The sequence below is a fragment of the Streptomyces sp. 840.1 genome, from assembly GCF_003751445.1.
Lineage (GTDB): Bacteria > Actinomycetota > Actinomycetes > Streptomycetales > Streptomycetaceae > Streptomyces.
On record NZ_RJUU01000001.1, the window covers coordinates 987851 to 1012255 of the forward strand.

Annotated in this window: 24 protein-coding genes; 13 read left to right on the forward strand and 11 right to left on the reverse strand. The window is 71.4% G+C overall.

The genetic code is table 11. The features are described 5' to 3' along the window. Nucleotides 1-96: 96 nt before the first annotated feature. The 3 genes from EDD93_RS39860 to EDD93_RS04390 all read right to left on the reverse strand — a co-directional run bounded on the left by EDD93_RS39860 (nt 97) and on the right by EDD93_RS04390 (nt 5050). The gene (locus tag EDD93_RS39860; RefSeq protein ID WP_221217300.1) at nt 97-1647 is read right to left on the reverse strand and encodes a YDG/SRA domain-containing protein; all 1551 of its coding nucleotides are present in this window, start codon (nt 1645-1647) and stop codon (nt 97-99) included. Nucleotides 1648-2290: 643 nt separating this feature from the next. Next, entirely contained in the window at nt 2291-3079 is a 789-nt protein-coding gene (locus EDD93_RS04385; protein ID WP_123523918.1) for an SDR family NAD(P)-dependent oxidoreductase, read from the reverse strand. A 147-nt stretch (nt 3080-3226) separates the two neighbouring features. After that, entirely contained in the window at nt 3227-5050 is a 1824-nt protein-coding gene (locus EDD93_RS04390; protein ID WP_123523919.1) for an NAD(P)/FAD-dependent oxidoreductase, read from the reverse strand. A 191-nt stretch (nt 5051-5241) separates the two neighbouring features. Here EDD93_RS04390 and EDD93_RS04395 point away from each other — a divergent pair, with 191 nt between their 5' ends. Next, the gene (locus EDD93_RS04395) at nt 5242-6264 is read left to right on the forward strand and encodes an SMP-30/gluconolactonase/LRE family protein (RefSeq protein ID WP_123523920.1); all 1023 of its coding nucleotides are present in this window, start codon (nt 5242-5244) and stop codon (nt 6262-6264) included. A 13-nt stretch (nt 6265-6277) separates the two neighbouring features. On the opposite strand, the gene EDD93_RS04400 is transcribed toward EDD93_RS04395, so the two are convergent. Beyond that, nucleotides 6278-6868: a TetR/AcrR family transcriptional regulator gene (locus EDD93_RS04400; RefSeq protein WP_123523921.1), complete on the reverse strand. Its 591-nt coding sequence runs from the start codon at nt 6866-6868 to the stop codon at nt 6278-6280. A gap of 286 nt (nt 6869-7154) precedes the next feature. Here EDD93_RS04400 and EDD93_RS04405 point away from each other — a divergent pair, with 286 nt between their 5' ends. Beyond that, entirely contained in the window at nt 7155-10421 is a 3267-nt protein-coding gene (locus EDD93_RS04405) for a tetratricopeptide repeat protein (protein WP_123523922.1), read from the forward strand. A gap of 108 nt (nt 10422-10529) precedes the next feature. Here EDD93_RS04405 and EDD93_RS04410 read toward each other — a convergent pair whose 3' ends face one another. Further along, entirely contained in the window at nt 10530-10763 is a 234-nt protein-coding gene (locus tag EDD93_RS04410) for a hypothetical protein (protein WP_123523923.1), read from the reverse strand. Between the two features lies 1 nt (nt 10764). Next, the gene (gene mca / locus EDD93_RS04415; protein WP_123523924.1) at nt 10765-11646 is read right to left on the reverse strand and encodes a mycothiol conjugate amidase Mca; all 882 of its coding nucleotides are present in this window, start codon (nt 11644-11646) and stop codon (nt 10765-10767) included. 150 nt (nt 11647-11796) lie between these two features. Between mca and EDD93_RS04420 the strand changes: the two genes are divergently transcribed. Both EDD93_RS04420 and greA read left to right on the forward strand, forming a co-directional pair. Further along, nucleotides 11797-12213 carry a DUF4307 domain-containing protein gene (locus EDD93_RS04420; protein WP_123523925.1) on the forward strand — a complete coding sequence of 139 codons (417 nt, stop codon included), beginning with the start codon at nt 11797-11799 and terminating at the stop codon, nt 12211-12213. A 183-nt stretch (nt 12214-12396) separates the two neighbouring features. After that, nucleotides 12397-12894, forward strand: coding sequence for a transcription elongation factor GreA (gene greA / locus EDD93_RS04425; protein WP_024488974.1), 498 nt, complete (start codon nt 12397-12399; stop codon nt 12892-12894). Nucleotides 12895-12977: 83 nt separating this feature from the next. Here greA and EDD93_RS04430 read toward each other — a convergent pair whose 3' ends face one another. From EDD93_RS04430 to ilvA, 3 genes are all read right to left on the reverse strand, one after another. After that, a complete protein-coding gene (locus EDD93_RS04430; protein WP_123523926.1) occupies nt 12978-13844 on the reverse strand; it encodes an ABC transporter permease in 867 nt (288 codons plus the stop codon). Then, a complete protein-coding gene (locus EDD93_RS04435; RefSeq protein ID WP_123523927.1) occupies nt 13841-14848 on the reverse strand; it encodes an ATP-binding cassette domain-containing protein in 1008 nt (335 codons plus the stop codon). Before EDD93_RS04435 ends, EDD93_RS04430 begins: the two co-directional genes overlap by 4 nt. Before the next feature lie 151 nt (nt 14849-14999). Then, complete coding sequence (ilvA, locus tag EDD93_RS04440; protein ID WP_123523928.1) at nt 15000-16229, reverse strand: threonine ammonia-lyase; 1230 nt, start codon at nt 16227-16229, stop codon at nt 15000-15002. A gap of 155 nt (nt 16230-16384) precedes the next feature. Here ilvA and EDD93_RS04445 point away from each other — a divergent pair, with 155 nt between their 5' ends. The 4 genes from EDD93_RS04445 (at nt 16385) to EDD93_RS04460 (ending at nt 17981) form a co-directional block, all read left to right on the forward strand. Then, nucleotides 16385-16915 (forward strand): MarR family winged helix-turn-helix transcriptional regulator, encoded by a 531-nt coding sequence (locus tag EDD93_RS04445; protein WP_123523929.1) that lies wholly within the window; start codon nt 16385-16387, stop codon nt 16913-16915. Between the two features lie 71 nt (nt 16916-16986). Next, a complete protein-coding gene (locus EDD93_RS04450) occupies nt 16987-17463 on the forward strand; it encodes a sigma factor-like helix-turn-helix DNA-binding protein (RefSeq protein WP_123523930.1) in 477 nt (158 codons plus the stop codon). Continuing rightward, on the forward strand, nt 17460-17711 hold the full coding sequence (locus EDD93_RS04455) for a hypothetical protein (protein ID WP_123523931.1): 252 nt from the start codon (nt 17460-17462) through the stop codon (nt 17709-17711). Before EDD93_RS04450 ends, EDD93_RS04455 begins: the two co-directional genes overlap by 4 nt. Before the next feature lie 78 nt (nt 17712-17789). Beyond that, entirely contained in the window at nt 17790-17981 is a 192-nt protein-coding gene (locus EDD93_RS04460) for a DUF1059 domain-containing protein (RefSeq protein ID WP_123523932.1), read from the forward strand. A 159-nt stretch (nt 17982-18140) separates the two neighbouring features. On the opposite strand, the gene EDD93_RS04465 is transcribed toward EDD93_RS04460, so the two are convergent. Next, nucleotides 18141-19286: a cystathionine gamma-synthase gene (locus EDD93_RS04465; RefSeq protein ID WP_123523933.1), complete on the reverse strand. Its 1146-nt coding sequence runs from the start codon at nt 19284-19286 to the stop codon at nt 18141-18143. 68 nt (nt 19287-19354) lie between these two features. On the opposite strand from EDD93_RS04465, the gene EDD93_RS04470 reads away from it, so the two are divergent. The 5 genes from EDD93_RS04470 to EDD93_RS40060 all read left to right on the forward strand — a co-directional run bounded on the left by EDD93_RS04470 (nt 19355) and on the right by EDD93_RS40060 (nt 22784). After that, on the forward strand, nt 19355-20458 hold the full coding sequence (locus EDD93_RS04470) for a hypothetical protein (protein WP_123523934.1): 1104 nt from the start codon (nt 19355-19357) through the stop codon (nt 20456-20458). 82 nt (nt 20459-20540) lie between these two features. Beyond that, nucleotides 20541-20663, forward strand: a complete 123-nt coding sequence (locus tag EDD93_RS40055; protein ID WP_260146783.1) for a hypothetical protein — start codon at nt 20541-20543, stop codon at nt 20661-20663. 84 nt (nt 20664-20747) lie between these two features. Next, nucleotides 20748-21413 carry a peptide-methionine (S)-S-oxide reductase MsrA gene (msrA, locus tag EDD93_RS04475; protein ID WP_123523935.1) on the forward strand — a complete coding sequence of 222 codons (666 nt, stop codon included), beginning with the start codon at nt 20748-20750 and terminating at the stop codon, nt 21411-21413. Nucleotides 21414-21496: 83 nt separating this feature from the next. Then, nucleotides 21497-22102, forward strand: coding sequence for an SMI1/KNR4 family protein (locus tag EDD93_RS04480; RefSeq protein ID WP_123523936.1), 606 nt, complete (start codon nt 21497-21499; stop codon nt 22100-22102). Between the two features lie 118 nt (nt 22103-22220). Beyond that, nucleotides 22221-22784 carry a hypothetical protein gene (locus EDD93_RS40060; RefSeq protein ID WP_260255620.1) on the forward strand — a complete coding sequence of 188 codons (564 nt, stop codon included), beginning with the start codon at nt 22221-22223 and terminating at the stop codon, nt 22782-22784. Between the two features lie 59 nt (nt 22785-22843). Here the strand turns inward: EDD93_RS40060 and gdhA are convergent, their stop codons facing one another. Continuing rightward, the gene (gdhA, locus tag EDD93_RS04490; RefSeq protein ID WP_123523937.1) at nt 22844-24223 is read right to left on the reverse strand and encodes an NADP-specific glutamate dehydrogenase; all 1380 of its coding nucleotides are present in this window, start codon (nt 24221-24223) and stop codon (nt 22844-22846) included. Nucleotides 24224-24405: the final 182 nt, after the last annotated feature.

A 24405-nucleotide genomic window follows, 5' to 3' on the forward strand; every position in this document is an offset into this window, starting at 1 on the left:
GAGTGGCATCGCCGCCGTGGACGGGCCTTGCCCGGAGCAGTGGAGGGCGACCGGCAGACCGCGTCGGCCAGGACTGGCGCGACGTCAGGAACCGGCTCACGTGTCTGCGCCGAGGCCTTCCTCGGCTACCCCGTGGAGGGTGCGGTGATAAGCGAGCGCCTCCCTGTCGATCCGGTGTTCAGCGGTCTCGCGGAGGACGCCGAGCACGCTGCTGTCCGCCCGGCTCACGACGGTGAGGTCGTCGTTGATGACCAGCGCCCCCCTGTCCATGAGCACGTGGCAGTTGGGGCACAGGCACAACACGTTGCCGATCGTGTCCGCGCCTCCGTGTGGGCTTACCAGCGACCGGATGTGCGCGGCTTCGGCATACGCGCTACCGGCGCTCAGCTGAAGGCGGACTCCGCAGACCTGGCACCTGAAGTCGTGGATCCGCTTGACGAGGTTGGCGACAGCCGTGCTGCGGACAACGCGCTGGATCGAGAGGGGCGACCGAACACCGCCGACCGGCCCCGGCCCGTGGGCCTCATCGGGTTGCGGACCGTCCGCCACACCCTGCTCGGCGGGCACCCGTCGGACGAGACGGAACCGCCACACGCGTCGCCCGTCCGGACTCTGCTCGGACCAATAGTCCTCGACCGTGTAGAGCCCGTCGTAGAGGTAGGCCCGGCCGCCGCCGACGGTCGCGATCGGCCGCACCACACGGACGGGGGCCCGCGTGGACGCACTTGTCGCCAGTGCGGCATTGCCGCTGGTGAGTTGCTGGTCACCCGTCGCCCCCTCGCCGGTGAGGACGATGACATCACCGTGGTCCTCGTCGCGGGAGTGCTCGTCACTGAGGACGACCGACTCGGCTCCGCGTTTGCCACCCGCAATGGCGCTCATCAACTGCCGATGGACCCCGGCCCGGACCAGGCCTGCCCGATCGTCGAACCGCCGCCCCGGGAGAACGCCCGGCACCAGACCGAACCCGGCGGAGGAGGACGGCATCTCCCGCTCCGGCCCCGACTGCCCGGCGGGCAGGGCCGAAGCCAGCTCACGAACCCTGGCGCGTTCCTCCTTGCGTGCCGCGCGCGCCCGGAACAGAGCCTCCCTGAGACGCTCGGTCCGGGAGGTCACGTGCACGGGCGATTCGTCTGTGGCGTCGTCGGCTCCGCTCACAGCTGCCAGTCCGACGAGGATCTGGTCGAACCGATCCGGCGTGGGGAGCGTCCGTCCGTCGAGGTAGGAGTCCATGGTGCGGGCGCTCACCTCGCAATGGCGCGCCACCGCTTCCGTGGCCGGGCCGCCGCACTCGTTCCAGAGCGCGCGCAGTTCGTCGGCGAAGTCAGCTTCTTCCGGCGTGCGGCGTGCCGCGGCCGCTCCCCTCAGACGCGATCGCTCTGCCGCGGCCTCCTCGGCCGCGCGTCGACGCTCGTGCCACCGGCCCCGCTCCGCCGCGACACCGCCCGCCCACACATCCACAATCAGATCCAGCGTCTGCACGCTCGGTAGCCGGGCACCACTCAGCGCCGCGTAGACCGCCGTCCTCGACGCGCCGCGCATGACCACCGCGTCGACCGTCCCGCCCGCCCGCTCCCGCAGGTCACGTAGGGCTATCGCGAACTCGGCGAAGGGCCCATCACCCTTCACAGGGAGCGCACGGGGCATGATTTCACCGTGATATGCATCACACTATTCCCCTTCGCTTGAGTGATGTGAGCCACATCCAATCCAACGAAACCGTGTCTGAACTGGCCTGATCCCAATCTACATCAGTCCCGCGATGTTTTCTGCGGAACATGACGTCTGGAAGTCTGCGATCGTTGCGCCAGCGGCTGAGTCATGCACCCGCAACGAGCGACGGCTCCCTGCGCCAACAGGAAGCCGTCTCTTGCTCGTAGTCCCCTTCTGAAGGTACGGAGAACTACATGTCCGAGGGTACGGGGAATGTCCCGCCCCGCGAAGCGAGCCGGAGCGTCCATCGAGCCCCGCTTACGGAGCCGCCGCGGCGAACTGCCCGCTGGCTGGCTCCCGCCGGTCTGGCCGTGACCAGCGGTGGCACGCTTGCCGCCGGGCTCCAAGGCAATGTGGCCGTCGCCGCGCTGTCCGCGGCCCCGAGCCTGCTTCTGGGCTCGTTCTTCTTCTTCGGGGTGGTCTGCCCCGCGATCTGGTCCCGGAAGCTTCGGCGCCAGAGGGCGGCCCTCGCCGTGATGGCCGCCCTCCTCGGAGCGGAATCACGACGGAACACCACCCGACGCGGGGGTCCGCCGGGCTAGGGTCTTGTGTCCGGCGGATCTTGTAGCCCGCGGGGTCAGACGGCCGACCAGCCGTCGTCCACGGGGAGGATCGCGCCGTTGACGAATGAGGCGGCGTCGGAGGCGAGCCAGACGATCGCGGCAGCCTGTTCAGCGGCGGAACCGAGGCGGCCGATGTTCGCACCGACGAGCCGGCCGATGAGCGCGGGGCCGTGCGCGTCAGGGCGGCTGTCGACACTGATGCCGGTCGCCGTGGGGCCGGGGGCGATCATGTTGGTCCGGATGCCCTGCCCCCGGTACATCACTGCCAGGTTCTTCACCAGCCCGGTGATCCCGTGCTTGGCGGCGGTGTACGCGGCTCCCGCGGCTCCGCCGCGCAGGCCCGCCTCCGAGCCGGTGAAGACCAGGCATCCGGTACCGGCAGCCAGCATGTGCGGGAGCACGGCGCGGGTGAGGAGGAAGGGAGCCGTGAGGTCGATCCGCAGGACCCGTTCCCACTCCGCGTCGTCGGTCTCGTGCGCCGCCGACATGCGGTCCATGATGCCCGCGTTGTTGACCAGGACGTCGATTCCGCCGAACTCGTCGACCGCACGGGCCACCAGCGCGTCCACCACCCGCTGCTCCCCCAGGTCACCGACGGCGGCGAGGGCGACACCCCCGGCGGCCGTGATCATACGAACCGTTTCCTGCGCGCCTTCCGCGTGGACGTCGGCGGCCAGGACGCGGTCGCCCTGGGCGGCGAAGGCCAGGGCGGCGGCCCTGCCGATCCCGGAGGCGGCTCCGGTGACGATGACGCTCCGGGGTGCGCGGGGGGCGGTGCCCGGCTCGGCTGGGGGCGTGGTCATGGGTGGTCCTCCAGAGGTGTGGCGATGAGTGGGGCCGGTATTCCGGGAAGGGCCCGGCCCGGCATGAGGGCCGGCAGGCGCCCCGTACGGCGACGGTATTTCGCCGGGCGCTGTCGTGCGCTGTGGGCGCCCACCGGTGGGTCCGGGTCAGGCGCGAGGAGTGGCCCCGGGCCGGAGGACTTCGCCCATCGAGGTGTCGCGCCACTCCTTCAGCAGCTGGTGGAAGGCGACCGCGCCGTGCGGGTAGCCGCCCGGACCGTTGCGCCGGCCGCGGCCTTCCGCGTTGTAGTAGCCGGGGGTGCATTCGGCGTGGAACCACTCGTGGTCGGGGGCGTCCGCGGCCAGAGTGGCGAGCCAGTCCTCCTCGGCCTGGCGGGACGGCTCGATGCGGGCACCCGCGGCCTCGGCGGCCGCGACGAGCGCTGCCGCGTGCACTGCCTGCTCGTCCAGGATGTGCGAGAAGTTGACGCTGCTGGCGTTCTGCAGCGGGCCCAGCTGGATCAGGTTGGGGAAGCCGTTGCTGGTGAGCCCGTGGAGGGTGCGCGGGCCCTGCCGCGCCCAGCGGTCCAGCAGTTGGACGCCGTCCCGGCCCTGTACCGGGAGCCTGCCGGAGTGGATGCCGGAGGTCCCGACGTTGAATCCGGTCGCGAAGACGAGACAGTCGAGTTCGTACTCCGTGTCGCCGACCACGACGCCGTGTGCGGTGACGCGCTCGATGCCGTGGGTGTCCGCGGTATCGACCAGGGTGACGTCGGCCCGGTTGAACGCCGGGTAGTACTGGTCCGAGAAGGTGGGGCGTTTGCAGGCGTAGCGGTACCAGGGCTGGAGCCTGCGGGCCGTCTCCGGGTCGGTGACGGTCTGCTCGACGCGGGCGCGGAGTTCGTTCATCTTGGCGGCGTCGGCCACCTCGTAGGCGGCCTCGAAGGCCGCGCGGTCGCCCCGGCGCCGGAAACTGGGCAGGAGCTTCTCCAGCAGGCCCGCCGACGCGGTCCAGGCATCGGCCACGAGGTCCGTCTCCGCACTCTCGCCGGAGACGATCCGGAGGTAGTTCTCGCGCCGTTCGCGGGCCCAGCCCTCGCGCTCGGCGCCGACCTCCCCGGCGGTCGTGCGGCGGTTGGCCCGTACGTCCACGGTGGAGGGGGTGCGCTGGAAGACGTAGAGGTGTGCGGCGTCCCGGGCCAGCATCGGAATGACCTGCACTCCGGTGGCCCCGGTGCCGACGATGCCCACCCGCTTGCCCGCGAGTCCGCTCATGCCACCCTCGGGGGTGCCGCCGGTGTAGGCGTAGTCCCACCGGGAGGTATGGAAGGTGTGGCCCTTGAAGTCCTCGATGCCGGGAATCCCGGGAAGCTTCGGGTCGGTGAGGGTACCGGTGGCAGCGACGACGTACGTGGCCCGGAAGGTGTCACCGCGGTCCGTGGCCACGGTCCACGTCCCTGAATCCTCGTCCCAGGCCAGAGCGGTGACTCCGGTGGAGAACAGCGCGTCCGTGTAGAGGTCGAACTTCCGCGCGATCCGCATCGCGTGGCGGCGGATCTCTTCGCCGGGGGCGTACTTCCACTCCGGCACGTACCCCGTCTCGTCGAGCATCGGCAGGTACACGTGCGCCTCGATGTCGCAGTGGACGCCCGGATACCGGTTCCAGTACCAGGTACCTCCGAAGTCGCCGCCCTTCTCGACGACCCGGACCCGCTCCACCCCCTGCTGCCGCAACCGCGCGCCGGCGAGGATGCCGCCGAACCCCCCGCCGATCACCGCGACGTCGACGGTGTCCTGGAGCGGGGCGCGCTCCACCGGTTCCTCGGTGTAGGGGTCCGCGGCGTAGTAGCCGAACTCGGCGTCGGCGTCGCGGTACTGGGCAGCGCCGTCGGGGCGGACCCGCCTCTCGCGTTCGAGGCGGTAGCGCCGCCTCAGTGCCGCGAGCTCAGGAGGGACCGCCTCGTGAGTGTTCGTCAGGTGAGAGTTCGTCATATGGGCCTCGTTCCTCAACGGTGGGGCGGTTCGGTCCGGGCTGGCGTCCGCTACGGTAACAAGTACCGGACAACAGTGTCCGGTTGGGTTCCGGAACCTCGCCGTCCTGCGGCCGGGGCGCGTGGGTGCCTCCGGTACGTCGGTGGGCGCCGGCTACGCGACCCACGCGACGGACAGGAAGAGTGATCCCCATGCAGCGGTACACGGCCCGGTCCCTGGCCGCGCTCGCCACGATCGGCACGCTGGTTCTCACCGGCTGCGGTACGCAGAGCGCGGGCTCCGAGACGGCGGCACAGGCGCCCGCCGGCGCGGGCAGGACCATCCACGCACAGAAGTTCATGCAGCTCACCCGGGCGCCCGGCGGCACCGGCAGGACGCTGCTGGAGGGCCCAACGTTCGGGAAGGACGGTGGCCTCTTCGTCGTCGACGTCACCGCGCCCGCCGGCCGGCCCAAGGTCATGCGGGTCGATGTCGGGAGGAGGACCCTGCGGACGGTCCACACGGACGACCGGGGGGCCTACACCTCCGCACAGTTCAGCCCCTACGACGGCCGGCTCTACCTCAGCGACTTCGCCCACGGCGAGATCGTGAGCCTGGCCCCCGGCGGCGGCGACCGGCAGACCTTCTTCTCCGGAAAGGTCGACGGTGCGCCGATGAACCCCGACGACATCGCCTTCGACGAGGCGGGCAATCTGTACGTCAGCGACGCACGAGGCATGTCCGAGGGCGAGCCGGACGGACGGGTGGTACGGATCAGCCGCGACGGCACGCGGGCCACCGTCCTGGCCAAGGGTCTCGCCGCGCCGAACGGGATCTCGTTCGACCTGGACCACAGCGGGCTCTGGTTCAGCGAGCTCACCGAGAACCGGATCTCCTACCTGCTCCTGGGCGGGGAAGGGAAAGCGGCATCCCGTCACACCGCCGTACGCGTCGACGGCGGGATCGCCCAGACCGACTCGATCGCCGTGGACGCCGACGGCAACCTGTACCAGGGGCTGCACGGCCGGGCCGCGATGGCCGTGTACGACCGGCACGGTGACCGGCTGGCGACGGTCGAGATCCCCTCGCGCGACAAGGGGCTGGAGTCGGCGACGAACGTGGCCATCGCTCCGGGCGGGACCAAGGCGTACGTGACGGTGAGCGGCCCGGCCGGCGGATACCTCTACACCTTCGACGCACTCGCCGCCGGGATCCGGCAGTCCAACGGCGGCTGATCCCGGCCGCCGCTCAACCGCCGTAGGGCCGCACCGCCGCCACCTCCACGCCCAGCAGCCGCCACGCCGCCAGCGCCCGCCGCTCCCGCTCCTCGCGAGTGGCGCCGGTGACGGCCGCGGAGACCATGGCGACCGAGAGCACGAGGTCGTCCCCGGCGCCGAGCCGGTGCCCGGCGGGCAGGTGCCTTCGCAGGGCGCTCTCGACGCGGGCGGACAGGGTCAGGGCGTGGGCGCGGATGCCGGACCGGTCGCCCGCCCGGACGGCGTGTAACAGACCGATGAAGGCCGCCGACTCCGCGAGGTGCCAGGTGAGCACGCCGAGGACATCGGCGAAGGTCACGCCTTCGGTGTCGGCCGCCTGCTCGACCTGCCGCACGTTCTCCTCCAGAACCGCGGCCACGGCGGCGGTCCGGTCCGGGAAGTGCCGGTAGAGAACGCCCTGCCCCACTCCGGCCCTGCGCGCGACCGCGGACAGCGGTGCCTCCAGGCCGTGCTCCGAGAAGATCTCCCGGGCGGCGGCGACCAGTGCGGCCCGGTTGCGGGCGGCCGCCTTCGGCCCGTCGTTCGTGGGCCGCCGCCCCTCCTGCCCGGTGTGCTCCGTCACCCCGGAAGAGTACCGGCCGGGCGGGCGGGTGGCCGGGGAGGCAGGTGGCCGGGCGGGCGGTCGTGGAGAAGTGGGCTGCTGGTTACGGAAGACGGCATCGGCGACCGCCGCGTCACGCGCCCTCGCGTTGTTCCTCCGCGATCCCCCCGGGGGCGCCCGGTCTTCGTCAGGTGTGTTCCTGTGGCGCGCGGCCACCGCACCCTCGCGCTGACGGACCCCAGGCAGGACACTTGACGGCGACGACCGCCGAGCCTGGGGCAGTCGGCGTATCCGGAGGGGGACACACATGCGGGACAGCCATCGCGCGGATGCCGAAAGGCTGTTGGTACGGGCCGTGGAGGAGGAGGCCAGGCGCACCGGCGGCCGGACGGACTCCGGCGTGCTGATGACGCGGGCGCGGGACGCCCTGGACTCCATGGCCGCGGGGGCGGCCGAGGAGTACGCCTCGTACGTCCAGGCGCTGGACGCCGAGACGGCCGGGAAGCAGAAGTTCAACCGGGCGACGCTGGGAACGCCGCTGCTGGTGACGGGTGTTGCCGCCACGGCCGCCTTCGGGGCGGACCTGGCGCTCGGTACGGCGTCGGGTCTGGCGCTCGGCGCGGGAGCCGTCGTCGCCGTCGCGGGCGCCACCGCGACCGTCGCCAAGGTCACCGCATCGCACTGGCCGGCCGCGTCGCGCCGGGCGGGGGCGCTCGGACAGCCCGGCGGGACCGAGCAGTTGCGGCTCCAGTGGCTGACCGCACTGGAGGTACGGGGCATCCGCCCGTTCCTCGACCAGCAGCGGATGCTGACCGCCTCCTCGCGTACCCCGGCGAAGAAGGCCGCCGCCGTCAAGGCCCGCACCGCGCCGGCCCTGCGCGGCGGGGACCGCAGTGCGGCGGCGCGGATGCGCTCGCTCCTGGAGCAGTCGTTCGGCCATCTCCCCTCGCAGGAAGCCAAGTTCGCCGGCCGCCGGACGGAGCTGGCCCGGATCGCCCAGTGGGTGCACGCGGCCCGTGCGTCGACGGAGACGAAGCCCACCGTGGTCGTGCTGCACGGCCCGCCGGGCGCCGGGCGCACCACGCTGGCCGTGCGGGCGGCGCATGACCTGAAGGACCAGTTCCGGGGCGCGTGCGTGGTGGACCTGCGCGGCGGCGCGGACGGCGAGCCGCCGCTGCCGACCCGGGACGCGCTGCTCCACCTGCTGAACCGGCTGGGCGCGCCGCGCGAGCAGCTGCTGTTCCGGGACGGGGGCTCCGCAGGACGGTCGACGGGGTCGTCCGCCGAGCAACAGGTCCGCAGGCTCAGCGAGTTGTACCACCAGCATCTGACCGGGACGCCGGTGACGGTCGTCCTCGACGACGCCAGTGACGTGGAGCAGGTCCGCACCCTGGTCCCGGAGCGTTCGGACAGTCTCGTCCTGGTCACCGCCCGTGAGCCGCTCGACCTGCCCGGGTCCCTCCAGGCGTGGGTGCACCAGCTGGAGGTCGGGGCGCTGGACCCGGCGGGTGCGGAGGAGCTGCTGCGCGAGGCCTCCCAGGACGAGGCCCCGGGGCCGTACGACTACCCGTCCAGTGAGGCGATCACCGAACTGTGCGGCGGGCTGCCGCTGGCACTGCGGATCGCGGGTTCCTCGCTCGGGGAACGCAGCCCGAGCGCGCTGGCCGCCGGTCTCGGCGCGTACGGACCGGTGACACCGGTCGAGCGGGCGCTGTGGCTGCGCTACACCGACCAGTCCGAGCCGGCGCGGCGGCTGCTGCGGCGGCTCGCACTGGCCGGGCGGGCCAGCCTGGGCGCGGCGGCCGCCGCAGCGCTGCTCTCGGCCGACGAGCAGGAGGCCGGGCGGCTGCTGACCGCCCTGGCCGGGGCCGGGCTGCTGGACCACGTGCGCGGTTCCCGCTACCGGCTGCACGACCTGGTGCGGGGCTTCGCCCTGGCCCGGCTGCTCGACGAGGAGGAGCCGGCCGAGCGCACCGCCGCGCAGGAGCGGCTGATCGTGAACTACGCGGAGCTGGCCGGTGCGGTGATCCGGATGGTGGACGGCAAGATGTCCACCCGGGCCGGGCAGTTCGGCTCGCACGGCTTCACCTCGCTGGATGCGGCGCTGCGCTGGCTGGACGAGGAGTCGAGCTTCATCACCTCCGCGCTGCGGCACGCCGAGGGCGTCGACCAGGCGGCGGTGCTCGATCTGCTGGGCGCGCTGTGCGACTACTGCCTGCTGCGCGGCGACCTCTACCGCCTGGGCGAGATCAGCGAGTTGACGCAGGCGGTCGACCAGGGGCTGCTGGAGCGGTCGGTGCAGTGGCGGACCGGGATCGCCGCCCGTCAGCTGGGTGAGCTGGACAAGGCCCGCACCACACTGTCCTCGGTCGTCGGCCTGTACCGCGAGGCGCAGAACGACTCGGGTACGGCGCTTGCGCTCTGTTCGCTCGGCATCACCCTGCACCACCAGGGCAATCTGACCGAGGCGGCGGCGCGGCTGCGGGAGGCGCTCGAACTGCAGACCTCCGAGGCCCAGGCCGCGGACCGGGCCTGGTCGATGCACGCGCTGGCCGCGGTGGAGCGCGACCGGGCCCACCCGGCCGAGGCGCTGGCACTGCTGGACACCGCGCTGGTCCTGCACCGCGAGGGCGAGTCGCTGCACGGGGAGGCGTGGACGCAGTTCCAGCTGGGTCAGGTGCTCCTGCGGATGGGCGATGTGGAGCGGGCCGAGCTCGCGCTGCGCACGGCCCTGGATCTGTACGGGCGCACCCGCGACGAGCGCGGTGAGGCCTGGGCGCTGACCCAGCTGGCCCGCGCCCGGCTGCTGGACGGTGACCCGGTCCCCGCGGTGGAGCAGCTGAACGCCGCGCTGGCCCGGCACCGCGACAACGAGGACGCGCGGGGCGAGGCGTGGACGCTCTACTACCTGGGCCAGTCCCTGGAGGAGAGCGGCGAGACCGATTCTGCGGTGCGGCAGCTGGAGCGGTCGCGCACGATGTTCTCCCGGATGCGGGACGTGTACGGGCTGGCGTGCGCCCGGCACCACTCGGGCCGGGTCACCCGCGACCAGCGGGCCGCCCAGACGGGCAACCTGCGCAACTCCGGTTTCGCCCGCCAGCTCCTGGTGGACGCGCGGGCCGACTTCCGGCGGATCGGGGTCGCCCACGGGGAGGCCTGGACGTGTCTGGAGCTGGCCCTGATCGACGCGGGCAACCAGCGCGCGCCGCAGGCGCTGGGCCTGTGCGGCGAGGCGGCCGAGCTGTTCGACTCGTACGGGGACGCGCGCGGCGCGGACTGGGCCCGCTTCCTGCGCTGCACGCTGCTGCCGTACGCGTCCCCGGGCGGCATCGAGGTGGGCACGGTGGTGGCCCAGCAGGAGCTCGCCGACCTGGTCGCGGCCGGCCACCCCACCCGGGACGGCAAGCTGGAGGAGTGCGCGGAGGCGTTCCGGGTGGTCCTGAACCGCGGAGTCGACCTGGAGGACGGCTGGCAGGCCTGGCGCCTGGGCCTGACCCCGACCCGCCACGCCCGCGAAATCATGGGCGTAGCGATCCCGGACAGAGGGCATCCTTCAGCCCCGCCCGGCGCTTGAGGGCAGCGTTCAGCCCGTCCGGCGCTCTGAGGACGCCCTCGAGCCCGCCCGGCGCTTGGGGGCGGAGCGGCCACCGGACCCCGGTGCCGCCCCGCCCGTCCCCGCTGCCTACTTCCGCTTCGCGGACCCGGAGGCGCCGGACGTCTGCGGCGTACCGGGGGCCTCCGGGGCCTCCTCGAAGTCGACCTTGCCCATGTGCCGGTTCATGGACTTCATCAGCAGCCACACGCCGACGGCGAGCGCGGCGAAGACGATGAAGCCGAGGACCCCGGGGGTCACCTTGTTCTTGTCCAGTTCCTCGGCGAGCGGGACGAGGTGCGGCAGTGCCTGAGTCGCGTACATATCAGGCATTGTCGCGGATGCCCGCGAAGAGGTCGCTCTCGGGGAGGGAGGTATCGACGAGAGACTTCGCCAGCTCGTACTCCTCGGTCGGCCAAACCTCCTGCTGGATGTCCATCGGAACCCGGAACCAGCCGCCGTCCGGATCGATCTGCGTGGCGTGCGCGATCAGCGCCTTGTCGCGGATCTCGAAGAAGTCCGCGCACGGAACATGCGTGGTCAGCGTGCGTTCGGCGCGCTCGAACTCCTTCCAGCGCTTCAGCCAGTCCTCGTACGGGGACTCCAGGCCACGGGCCAGCAGTGCCTCGTGCAGGGCCACGGTGCGCGGCTTGTTGAAGCCCTGGTTGTAGTAGAGCTTCTGCGGCGCCCAGACCGGGCCGAACTCTGCCTCGGGGAACCGCTCGGCGTCGGCCGCGCCCTCGAAGGCGATCATCGAGACCGTGTGGGTCATGATGTGGTCGGGGTGCGGGTAGCCCCCGTTCTCGTCGTACGTGGTGATGACCTGCGGCCGGAACGCACGGATCTTCGCGACGAGACGCCCCGCCGCCGTCTCCTCGTCCTCCAGCGCGAAGCAGCCCTCGGGCAGCGGCGGCAGCGGGTCGCCCTCGGGCAGCCCGGAGTCGACGAAGCCGAGCCACTCCTGCTTGACGCCCAGGATCTCGCGGGCCTCGTCCATCTCCTTCCGGCGCACCTCGTGGATGTTCTCCTCGATGTACGCGTCACCCTGGAGTTTCGGGTTGAGGATGGAGCCGCGCTCACCGCCCGTGCAGGTGACCACCAGCACGTCCACCCCCTCGGACACGTACTTGGCCATGGTGGCCGCGCCCTTGCTCGACTCGTCGTCGGGGTGGGCGTGCACGGCCATCAGTCGAAGCTGCTCAGTCAAGACTCGTTCCTCAGTGATTCGGTCGCCATCAGGTGCCGTCCCGCAGGGACGTCGGTGTGGGGTGGCGGTCGGGTGGCGGGTGGAGGCTTCTATAGTGACCGAACCGGGGGGCGGAAAATTCCTTCGATCCCCGGCACGGGAGGAACGATCATGACCGCGGTGCGCGAGGCGCCCCCCGAGAACCGCTACGGCCGCTCCGCGGACCAGCGTGCGGACCGCAAACTCAAGATCATCGGCTCGGTGCTGGGCGTCGCCCTGCTCGGCGTGATCGGCTGGATCGGCTACGACTACGTCTCGGGCCAGGGTGTCAGCGCCGAGGTGATCAAGTTCAAGGTCGTCTCGGACGACCGGGTCGAGGTGCATCTGGAGGTCCGCAAGGACCCGGACGCCAAGGGCTACTGCACGATCCGCTCGCAGCGCGAGGACGGCACCGACGTCGCCCGCAAGGACTTCCGTTTCGACGAGCGGACCGACCGGATCGACCGCGTGCTCTCGCTGCGTACGACGTCCAGGGCTACCAGCGTCGAGCTGCTGGGCTGCACGGACGACGACGGGGCGTCGGGTTGACCGGCGCACGCACGTCCTGACCCGCTCTTGACGCCGCTGACCTGCGGCTCGACAGGATCGGTCAGTAACCTTCTCCCCCTTTTCCCGGCGAATTGTTAGGCTCGTGGTTTCGCCCACCCGTGGAAGCGCATGCTTCGGGGTAGGGCGATGCTTTGTATTCCCAGTACCGACGAGGAGCACCCTGTGACCCAGACCAGCGAAAACGTCACCTGGCTCACGCAGGAGGCGTACAACCAGCTCAAGGCCGAGCTGGAGTACCTGTCTGGTCCCGCGCGCACGGAGATCGCCGTAAAGATCGCGGCGGCCCGTGAGGAGGGGGACCTGCGTGAGAACGGCGGGTACCACGCGGCCAAGGAGGAGCAGGGCAAGATGGAGCTCCGGGTGCGCCAGCTGACCCAGCTCCTGGAGCACGCGAAGGTCGGCGAGGCGCCGGCCGACGACGGTGTGGTCGAGCCCGGCATGGTCGTGACGATCGCCTTCGACGGCGATGACGACGACACGACGACCTTCCTCCTGGCCTCCCGTGAGTACGCGAGCGCGGACATCGAGACGTACTCCCCGCAGTCCCCGCTCGGGGTGGGCGTGAACGGCAAGAAGATGGGCGAGACCGCGGACTACGAGCTGCCGAACGGCAAGACCGCCACGGTGAAGATCCTTTCGGCGAAGCCGTACTCCGGCTGATCCGCACAGCCCGGCAGAGAACAACGAGCAGAGAACGAGAGCCCCGGCCGCAGGCGGCCGGGGCTCTCGCGCGTCCTGCGGGCTCAGACGGCGACCGAACGGTACTTGCGCACCGCCAGGGTCCGGAAGAACACGATGATCAGCACGGACCAGATCAGCGACGCCCAGATGGGGTGTTCCATCGGCCAGGCCCCCGTCACGGACTTCGGCACGCCCTCGATCGTGTTGCCGAACAGCTCGCGGGCCGCAGCCACCGTGGCGCTGAACGGGTTCCACTCGGCGACGTACTGCAAGAACCTCGGCATGCCGTTGACCGGAACGAACGCGTTGGAGATGAAGGTCAGCGGGAACAGCCAGATCAGACCGCCCGAGGTGGCCGCCTCCGGGGTGCGGACGGAGAGGCCGATCAGCGCACCGATCCAGGTGAACGCGTAGCCGAGGAGCAGGAGCAGGCCGAAGCCCGCGAGCACCTCGGCGATGTTCTCGTGGGTGCGCCAGCCCACGAGCAGGGCGACGGCCGCGAGTACCGCGAGCGTGATGGCCGTCTGCACCAGGTCGGCCAGGGTGCGCCCGGTCAGCACCGCGCCCCGCGCCATGGGCAGCGACCTGAACCGGTCGATGAGCCCCTTGTGCATGTCGTCCGCGATGCCCGCGCCGGCGCCCGCGGTGGCGAAGGTGACGGTCTGCGCGAAGATGCCGGCCATCAGGAATTCCTTGTAGGCACTGGCGCTGACGCCCGCACCCGGGATGGCGATCGAGCCGCCGAATACGTAGGTGAACAGCACCACGAACATGACCGGCTGGATGATCCCGAAGAGGATCATTTCGGGGATCCGGGTCATGCGGATGAGATTTCGCTGCGCGATGACCAGCGAGTCCCGGACGGACTGCCCGATGCCGCCGCTCGCCCGGGGGGCGCGCGTGGGGGCCGCTTCGCTGAGGGCGCTCACTTCTCGGCCTCCGATCCGGCGGCCGCGACCTTTTCGTCCGCACCGCCCCCTTCGCTCTTCTCCTGTTCGGCGGCATGGCCGGTCAGGGAGATGAACACGTCGTCCAGAGTGGGGCGGCGCAGCCCGATGTCGTCGATCTCCACGCCTCGGCCGTCGAGGTCGCGGATGATCTCGGCGAGGAGCTTGGCGCCGCCGTCGACCGGGACGGTCAGTTTCCGCATGTGCGGGACGACGGCGACCTCGCCCTTGCCCAGGCCGGCCAGGACCGCGCGGGCGGGGTCGATCTGGTCGGGCTGGTGGACGACGACCTCGACGCGCTCGCCGCCGGTGCGGGCCTTGAGCTGGTCGGAGGTGCCGCGGGCGATGACCAGGCCGTGGTCGATCACGCAGATGTCATGGGCGAGGCGGTCGGCCTCCTCCAGATACTGCGTGGTCAGCAGCAATGTGGTGCCGCCTGCCACGAGTTCCTCGATGACCTCCCAGAGCTGCTGCCGGTTGCGCGGGTCGAGGCCGGTGGTCGGCTCGTCCATGAACATGACCGGCGGGGAGACGACGAGCGCCGCTGCCAGGTCGAGGCGGCGGCGCATACCGCCGGAGTACGTCTTGGCGGGCCGGTCCGCCGCGTCGGCCAGGTTGAACCGCTCCAGCAGCTCCCCCGCCCGGACCTTCGCGTCGCGCCGGCTCATCTGGTAGAGCTGGCCGACCATCTGCAGGTTCTCGCGGCCGGTCAGGTATTCGTCGACGGCGGCGAACTGGCCGGACAGCCCGATCGAGCGCCGTACCTCGTTGGGTCTCTTCAGTACGTCGATGCCCGCGACGAAGGCGCTGCCGCTGTCGGGCATGAGCAGCGTCGTCAGGACGCGCACGGCGGTCGTCTTGCCGGCCCCGTTGGGGCCGAGAAGTCCGAGGACGGTGCCTTCGGGAACATCCAGATCAACACCCCCGAGTGCTCGTACGTCGCCGAAGGTCTTCACCAGACCTTCGGCGTAGATGGCGCCTGGCATATGGGGCTCCCCCGGTGCGTTTGGGTGGCTTCCTCACAGATCCTAGATTTGCCCGTCCCCTCTTGCCCGGCGAACACCCGAAGCGAACGCGTGTACACCGACGGGCCAGGCGATGGCACAGTAACGCGATACATCGCGACACACAAGGAGTTCAGTTCAGTACGAGGTACCCCGCGTCGCGCAGCGCCGCCGCGACCTCCTCGCAGTGCTCCGGGCCCTTCGTCTCCAGATGCAGCTCCACCTCCGCCTCGGTGAGGCCGAGGTGCGGGTCGGTCCGCACATGGCTCACGTCCAGGACGTTCGCGTCGGCCACCGAGAGCACGCCGAGCATCGTCGCCAGCGCGCCGGGCCGGTCCGTCAGCCGCAGCCGCAGGCTCAGGTAGCGGCCGGCCGCCGACATGCCCCGGGTCAGGATGCGCTGCATCAGCAGCGGGTCCACGTTGCCACCGGAGAGCAGCGCCACCACCGGCCCGCGGAACGACTTCGGGTCGCTCAGCAGGGCGGCCACCGGGCTCGCCCCGGCCGGCTCCACGACCATCTTCGCCCGCTCCAGGCAGAGCAGCAGCGCGCTGGAGAGCTCGTCCTCGGAGACCGTACGGACCTCGTCGACCAGGTCCCTGACCAGCGGGAACGGGACATCGCCGGGGCGCCCCACCTTCATGCCGTCCGCCATCGTCTGGAGCGAGCCGATCGACACCGGGCGACCGGCGGCCAGCGAGGGCGGGTAGGCGGCGGCGCCCGCCGCCTGCACACCGACGATCCGCACGTCGGGCCGGACCGCCTTGACCGCCACCGCGATCCCCGCGGCGAGGCCACCGCCGCCGATCCCGACGACGATGGTGCGCACCTCGGGGCACTGCTCCAGGATCTCCAGCCCCACCGTGCCCTGGCCCGCGATGATGTCCGGGTGGTCGAAGGGGTGGATGAAGACGGCGCCGGTCTCCTGCGCGTACTCCTGCGCCGCGGCCAGCGTCTCGTCGACGACCTGGCCGTGCAGCCGCACCCGTGCCCCGTACTCGCGCGTCGCGGCGACCTTCGGCAGCGGCGCCCCGACCGGCATGAAGACCGTCGACCGTACGCCGAGGAGCGCAGAGGCGAGCGCGACACCCTGCGCATGGTTCCCGGCGCTCGCGGCCACCACACCCGCCGCCCGTTCCACCGGGGAGAGTCCGGCGATCCGCACGTAGGCGCCCCGCAGTTTGAACGAGCCGGTCCGCTGCAGGTTCTCGCACTTGAACTGGACGGGCGCGCCCACCAGCTCGGTGAGATGGCGGCTGCCCTCCATGGCGGTGACCCGTGAGACGCCGGAGAGCATCTTCTGCGCCCCCTTGATGTCGTCGAGGATCAGCGGGGGGAACTGGGTGGCCGGCGGGAAGTTCATGCCGCAAGTCTTGCAGCCGTCGGGGGTGGCGTCCGCCGCGAGGATGCCGTCCTGCGCCGATGTCCGCAGGTTTGTGCAGCGCTGGTACGCGTTGCCCCGGGGCCGCGTACTCTGTCCCCCACCCATCCGACACCGCACGAAGAGAGCCCCAGGCCATGCCCCCTCAGGACATGACGACTGCCGCGTCTCCTTCCGGGGGCGCAGCCCCGGAGAACCCGGGTCCCGACCACCTCCTCGACGCCCTGCAGCACCAGGTGGCGGTCTTCGCCCGCCGTGCCGAGCAGACCCGCCTCGGCGGTGTCGGCCAGGTGCGCAACTCCATGGACCGGGCCGCCTATCTGCTGCTCAACCGGCTGGACCGGGAAGGCCCGATGGGCGTGAAGGCGCTGGCCGCCGGGATGGGAATCGACTCCTCGACGGTGACCCGGCAGGTCGCGCCGCTCGTGGACACCGGCCTGGTCAAGCGGACCTCGCACCCGGAGGACGGCCGGGCGGTCGTGCTCCAGCTCTCCCCGCGCGGCCAGGCCCGCCTGGACGAGGTCCGGGCCTCGCGGCGCGAGCTGATGTCCCAGGTGACGGGCGACTGGGACGCGGAGGAGCGGGACACGTTCTGCGCGCTGCTCACCCGCTTCAACGCGGCGCTGGCCGCCCGGCAGAGCGCGAACCAGCCGCCCGCCGCGGAATAGGGCGCGGCAGCCCGGAACCCGGGCCGTGCCCAGGCCTTGACCGGGGGCCCGAGGAGCGCTCGGATAACAGGGTGCGAGAGCGCCAGGCGGGCCGACAGCGGCGCCGCGCCCAGGAGTTCGAGGCCTTCGTGGCGGGCGCGGCCGGCCGGCTGCTGCACGCCGCCACCCTGCTCACCGCCGAACCCGCCCGCCCGCCGGGCTCCAACGAGCGCGCGCTGCGGCTGCTGACGGCCGCGCTGGCCCGTACGTACGCGGACTGGGACCGGCTGCACGGCGAGGACCCGTACAACCGCACCCGGCAGGAGCTGGCGGGCCGGTTCGCGCGGGAGGCCTGGCGCCACCACCACCCGCGCGGCGGGCTGCTGGACGGGCTGACCCCGCAGGAACGGCTGGTCCTGGTGCTGCGGCTGCACGAGGGCGTTCCCGAGGAGCAGACCGCGGCGCTGCTCGGACTGCCCGCGGACCGGATCCGCGCGATCTGCAACCGCTCGGTGGCCACGCTGCGCGGCACCCGCGGACCCACCGTCCGGCGGGAGGCCACGTCATGAGCGGGGCCGGCCGCAAGGAGGACGAGGTCCGGCGGATGCTGGAGGGGCCGCATCCGCAGGTGCCCGCCGATCTGGCGGAACGGGCGGCGGAGCTCGGCGGCCGGGTGCTGCGCCGGCGGCGGGCGCTGCGCCGGCTGGGGCTGCTGGCGCTGATCGCCGCGGTGGCGGTGTTCACGGTGTGGGCGGTGACGGTCCAGCCCTGGCAGGCGCCACCGGCGGAGACGACGCCGCCGCTGGGGGGCTGGTAGCCCCGGCCGGCGGCCCGTGCCGGATCTATCCTTGAAGGAAACGGCCGGGGCCACAGGGAACCGGCCCGGGAGGTCGTCATGACCAGGAAGATCGCTGACTGTCGCAAGTATCCGAGCGAGTCGAACTGCTCGCTGACCATCTCCGGCGAGGAGGACGAAGTCGTGCGCGCGGCGACCGAGCACGCCGTCTCCGTCCATGAGCACGCCGACGGCCCCGAACTGCGTGAGCAGGTCCGGGCCATGCTGGAGGACGAGCGGGCCACCGTCTGAGACGGGTCCGACGCACCGGGCGGAGCCGGATTACCGGCCCCGCCCCAGGAGCGCTCGCGCCGTGAGGTGCCGGGCGCCGTCACGTGGACAGAACACCTAGGGCCTCTCGTTTGGATCACGCCGGGCTCGCGGTGTCCGGCCTGATCCAAACGAAAGACCCTAGCCGAGCGCCTGCGTCAGGTCGGCCAGCAGGTCGTCGCCGTTCTCGATGCCGACGGAGAGCCTGACCAGGTCGGCGGGGACCTCCAGGGGCGATCCGGCCGCCGAGGCGTGCGTCATCCGGCCCGGGTGCTCAAGCAGCGACTCGACGCCACCGAGGGACTCACCGAGTGTGAAGAGCTTCGCCCGGTTGCAGACCTCGACCGCCGCGCTCTCGCCGCCCGCGACCCGGAAGGACACCATGCCGCCGAACGCCTTCATCTGCTTGGCGGCGACCTCGTGCCCCGGGTGGTCGGGCAGCCCCGGGTACAGGACGTGGGTGACCTTGGCGTGCCGGGTCAGCAGGTCGGCCACCTTGGTGGCGTTCTCCGTGTGCCGGTCCATCCGGACTGCGAGGGTCTTGATGCCGCGCAGCACCAGCCAGGCGTCGAAGGGGCCGGCGACGGCGCCCATCGCGTTCTGGTGGTACGCCAGCTCCTCCGCGAGTTCGGGGTCGTTGACGATCAGCGCGCCGCCGACGACGTCCGAGTGGCCGCCCATGTACTTGGTGGTGGAGTGCACCACCACATCGGCGCCCAGGGCGAGCGGCTGCTGGAGGTAGGGGCTGGCGAAGGTGTTGTCGACGACCAGCCGCGCACCCGCCGAGCGGGCGACACCGGCGACGGCCGCGATGTCGGTGATGCCGAGCAGCGGGTTGGAGGGGGTCTCCACCCAGATCGCCTTGGTGCGCGGCTGGATGGCGGCCCGGACCGCCGCCACGTCCGAGGTGTCCGCGACCGAGAACTCCACGCCCCAGCGCGAGGCGACCTTCGCGAACAGCCGGAACGTGCCGCCGTAGGCGTCGTTCGGGATGACCACGTGGTCGCCGGGCGTCAGCAGCGTACGGAGCAGGCAGTCCTCGGCGGCCAGACCGGACGCGAAGGCGAGCCCGCGGCGGCCGCCCTCCAGGGCCGCCAGGTTCTCCTCCAGTGCGGTGCGCGTCGGGTTGGCGCTGCGGCTGTACTCGTAGCCGCCGCGCAGCCCGCCCACGCCGTCCTGCTTGTACGTGGACACCTGATAAATGGGCGGAACAACAGCGCCGGTGAGGGGATCGGCGGTGTTTCCCGCGTGGATCGCGAGAGTCTCGAAGCTGTGCTGGTCGCTCATGGGGCCCGAGCGTAGTTCGTCACGAGGGCGCTCACGGAGCACCGGGGCCGTCCGGGGACAATGGGGGCATGGAGATTCTCTGGTTCCTGCTCGCTCTGTGCCTGCTCGCCGCCGTCGCCGGCCCCTATCTGCGCCGGCGCCGCGGCGGTATCCGGCAGGTGGCGCCCGGCTCCCCGGACGCCGCGGACCCGGACACCTACGGCTTCGCGCGCCAGGAGGAACTGGACATCCGGATGCCCGGCCCCGACCAGGACCTCATGGACGTCCTCGATGTCGTCCAGGGCACCCAGGAGTGGCGGGCCGCCTCGCAGCTGCTGTCCGGGACGCCGAAGGAGGGCGAGGTGCGGTGGCAGCGGGTACAGGCGTTCGCCGGGGCAGCCTCGCTGGAGCTGGCGCAGCGGCCGGGCGAGGGCGGGGCGTGGCTGCGCAAGTGGCGGGCCGAGTCCCCCAAGGACGCGGGCGGCGCGGCCGTGCACGCCGAGTTCCTGGTCCAGCAGGCCTGGCGTTCCTCCACCGTCGGTACGGACGACTTCCGGATCATCCTGGAGGAGGCCCGGACGGTCGTCGGCGAGGCGGCCCTGCTGGCCCCGGGCGACCCGGTGCCGTACCTGGTGGAGCTGGCGGCGGCCCGCGGGCTCGGCTACTCCCACGAGGAGTTCGACCAGCTCTGGGCGAAGATCATCGACCGGGCGCCCGCGCACATGGGCGCACACATCGCGGCGCTGCACTTCTGGTGCGAGAAGTGGCACGGCTCCCGCGAGGAGGCCGACCGCTTCGCCACCTCGGCCGCGGCCCGCGCCCCGCAGGGCTCCCTGCTGGCCGCGCTGCCGCTGTTCGCCCTGTACGAGCACCTGCCCGAGGTCAACCTGGTGCGGGGCTTCTACCGGAGCCAGTCGGTGACCAAGGCGGTCGAGGGCGCCCTGTACGCGGTCCACTCGGCCCGCCCGGACGATCCGATGCTCGCCCACGTCCGCCACCTGCTGGTGCTGTTCCTGGTCCGGATGGAGCGCTGGTCGGAGGCGATGAACCAGTTCGTCCACATCGACGGGCACGTGGGCGCGCTGCCGTGGACGGAGAGCTCCGACCCGGCCGCCGAGTACACCGTGTACCGGGCCCTGGCGGTGGCCGGCTACGAGGCGAACGGCGGCAGCCCGGCGACGCTGGCGAGGTAGGGCCTGCCCGGCACCGGAGGGGTGTGCGACGGTAGGCACCGACACGGCGACGACCGACTGACTGATGGGACCGGTACACCTCATGGCCCGACTGATACCCCTGATCCTGATCGGCCTCGGCCTCTACTTCTGGTTCAAGGCCCGCAAGCGGACCGCCGCCTACGTCGAGGACGCGGAGTCCGAGAACGGCACGCCGCGCCGCTGACCTGGCCGGCCGGGCCGGAGGCGGAATCCACGGCGGACCCGGTGCGTTGTACGGACAGCACGCCGACCCTTGAGGAGCCCCCGCATGTTCCTGCACCGCCGTACCCCGCAGCTCCCCACTCCGCAGGAGGCGCTGCGCGGCCGCCCCACCCCCGAATTCACCGTCCCGTCCCGCCACACGGTCCTGGGCAACCCCCTGCTGGGCCCGTACCCGGACGGCCTGGAAGTCGCGGACTTCGCGATGGGCTGTTTCTGGGGCGCCGAGCGCACGTTCTGGCAGAAGGACGGCGTCTGGACGACGCTCGTCGGCTACCAGGGCGGCTACACGGAGAACCCCGCCTACGAAGAGGTCTGCTCCGGCCTCACCGGCCACACGGAAGCCGTCCGCGTCGTCTACGACCCCCGCGTCGTCACCTACCCCGAGCTGCTGAAGCTCTTCTGGGAGTCCCACGACCCCACCCAGGGCTTCCGCCAGGGCAACGACGTCGGCACCCAGTACCGCTCGGCGGTCTACACCCACTCCCCCGAGCAGGAAGCCGCCGTGCAGGCCTCCCGCGAGGCCTACCAGAAGGTCCTCACCGGCTCCGGCCACGGCGAGATCACCACGGAGATCCTGCCCGCCGACGGCCGCCCCTTCTGGCCCGCGGAAGCAGCCCACCAGCAGTACCTGGACAAGAACCCGGCCGGCTACTGCGGCATCGGCGGCACGGGCGTCTCGTGCCCGATCGGGGTGGCCCCGGCCGAGGGGTGAGCGCCCCGGGGCGTTTGCCCTCCTGGCCGCACTCGGCTCCGGTGGTCGCGATCCGGTCCCCCGCACCTGGCACCATCGGGGTCATGAATGACACGGGTGGGGCCAACGAGGCAGCAGAAACTGGTGTGTTGACCACGTCGCAGCAGTGGCGTGGCTATCTGGGGCGGTACGACGAGCGGTATCTGAAGAACGTCGCCTCCGACCAGGAGCTTGCTGATCTGTTGGAGGAGAGCGAGCTGGAGGTACTGGAGGAAGAGGGCCGGCTGGAGAGGTGGCTGGGCGGGGAACCCGCGTCGGAGGAGGCCGTGGTCGCGGCCGAGGAGCGGCTCGGGGTGCGGTTTCCGCCCAGCCTTCGTGGATTCCTGCTGGCCAGCGACGGGTGGCCGCGCGTGAGCGGGTGGGTGGATCTCGTGTATCCGTGCGGGCGCATCTCCTGGATGCGGGACAGCGACGCCGGTGCGAGCCTGATTCCGCTCTACGGCGAGGACGCCGACAACGACGACTTCGCTCAGCTGTTCCGCCGGTCCGTCGAGGTCGCCGGAGGCGAGGACGTCTGGTTGCTCGACCCCACCGATGTCGGGCCGGACGGCGAGTGGGCCGCGTACCTCTTCACGCCGAAGTACGGCGAACTGGACGAGTTCACGAGCTTCTCCGCGCTGTTCCACGACGGGTACGAGGACATGGACTAGCTGCCGGTCACGGCCGGGGGGCGAACCCTGATCGGACTCGGTGAGGGCCCGGCGCCGGGTATCCGATGGGGTAATCTCCGCGCGTCAGGACTGCCTGACTGTCCTTTTAAGGGGGGAAGTGAAGGCTTCCATAGCGTTGGCGACCAGGGCAGAACCTGCCGCTTCGGCCGCCGACGGGGCCGAGTTGACCAGTGATACGCCGGCCCGCGCCGCGCTCCGCCCCGTCACCTGGGCCGCAGCACTGCTCCTTGCCGTTCTGGCCACCGGATGCTCTGACAGTTCGAGCTCTCCCGCCACTCCCCGGCCGTCCCCCTCCGGCACACCGAGCAGCGCCGCGAGTGCTCCGGCATCGGCCGAGGTGAGCTCGGAGCCGTCACCGGTGATCAGCCATCTGGGGAAGACCAAGATCGTTACGCTAGGCGATGTCGAGGTCCGTGCGACTCGCAACGCGATCGGCTTCAATGTCGCCTGCAACGCCACCAACACCCATGACAGAACTCTCAACATCAGGGTCACCGTCAGCGTGGGAAACGGGACGGACTGGGTGCGGACCACCAAGTTCAACCTGCCGCGTGTGGCGGCGGGCGGGACGGGCCGGGAGACGACCCTCATAGCCGATCCGGGCGATGGCAATATGCCGGACGACCCGAAGGTCTACATCGATTCGGTCATGAACTACTGACCGGTCCGGCACGGGCCAGGGACGCGTCCCTGGCCCGTGCCGGCAGGCTGGGAACCCGGTCAGATCAGGCCCTGGGCCAGCATCGCGTCCGCGACCAGCTCGAAGCCTGCGATGTTGGCGCCGACCACGTAGTTGCCGGGGCAGCCGTAGCGCTCCGCCGTGGTGTAGCAGGAGTCGTGGATGTGCCGCATGATCTCCGCGAGGCGCTCCTCCGTGTGGGCGAAGGTCCAGGAGTCGCGCGAGGCGTTCTGCTGCATCTCCAGGGCGCTGGTGGCGACGCCGCCCGCGTTGGCCGCCTTGCCGGGGGCGAAGGCCACGCCCGCCTCCTGGAGGACGCGCACGGCCTCGGGGGTGGTGGGCATGTTGGCGCCCTCCGCGACGGCCTTCACGCCGTTGCGTACGAGGGCCAGCGCGTCGGCCTCGTGCAGTTCGTTCTGCGTGGCGCAGGGCAGGGCCACGTCGCAGGGGACGTTCCAGACGCCCGCGCCCTCGACGTACTTCACGTGCGCGCCGCGTCGTTCGGCGTACTCGGAGATGCGGCCCCGGCCCTGCTCCTTGATCTCCTTGAGCAGGTCGAGGTCGATGCCCTTCTCGTCCACGACGTAGCCGCCGGAGTCCGAGCAGGTGACCACGGTCGCGCCGAGCTGCTGGGCCTTCTCGATCGCGTAGATCGCGACGTTGCCCGAGCCGGAGACGGCGATGCGCTGGCCGTCGAGGGACTCGCCTCGGCTGCGGAGCATCTCGGCGGTGAACATGACGCAGCCGTAGCCGGTCGCCTCCGTACGCACCAGGGCGCCGCCCCAGCCGAGGCCCTTTCCGGTGAGGACACCGGACTCGAAGCGGTTGGTGATCCGCTTGTACTGGCCGAAGAGGTAGCCGATCTCGCGGCCGCCCACGCCGATGTCCCCGGCGGGGACGTCGGTGTACTCGCCCAGGTGGCGGTGGAGCTCGGTCATGAAGGACTGACAGAACCGCATGATCTCGGCGTCCGAGCGGCCCTTCGGGTCGAAGTCCGAGCCGCCCTTGCCGCCGCCGATGGGCATGCCGGTGAGGGCGTTCTTGAAGATCTGCTCGAAGCCGAGGAACTTCACGATGCCCAGGTTGACCGAGGGGTGGAAGCGCAGTCCGCCCTTGTACGGGCCGAGCGAGCTGGAGAACTCCACCCGGAAGCCCCGGTTGACGTGGATGTCGCCCGAGTCGTCCGACCACGGCACCCGGAAGATGAGCTGGCGCTCCGGCTCCGTTATGCGTTCGATGATCCGGGCGTCCACGAACTCCGGCCGCTGGGCCAGCACCGGGCCGAGCGTTTCGAGAACCTCCCGTACCGCCTGGTGGAACTCCTTCTCGCCCTGGTTGCGGCGGAGGATCTCCGCGTACAGCGGCTCGATGACGCGGTTCTCGGCGGCGTGCGGGATTGCGGAGTCAGGGGTGGCCGTCATCTGATCAAGACCTTCCATGGGTCGGCTCATCGCGAAGGCGCCCCCGTCCCGGAGGGCACCAGGTCCCCCCTCCCCATTGAGGGCGTCGCCCGGATGGCGCGCGTACCGCGCTCTCACGACTGCGACGTACAGGACCGTTGTGGCCCACCGAGTGTCCCAGTGGGACGGCCGAATCCTCCATG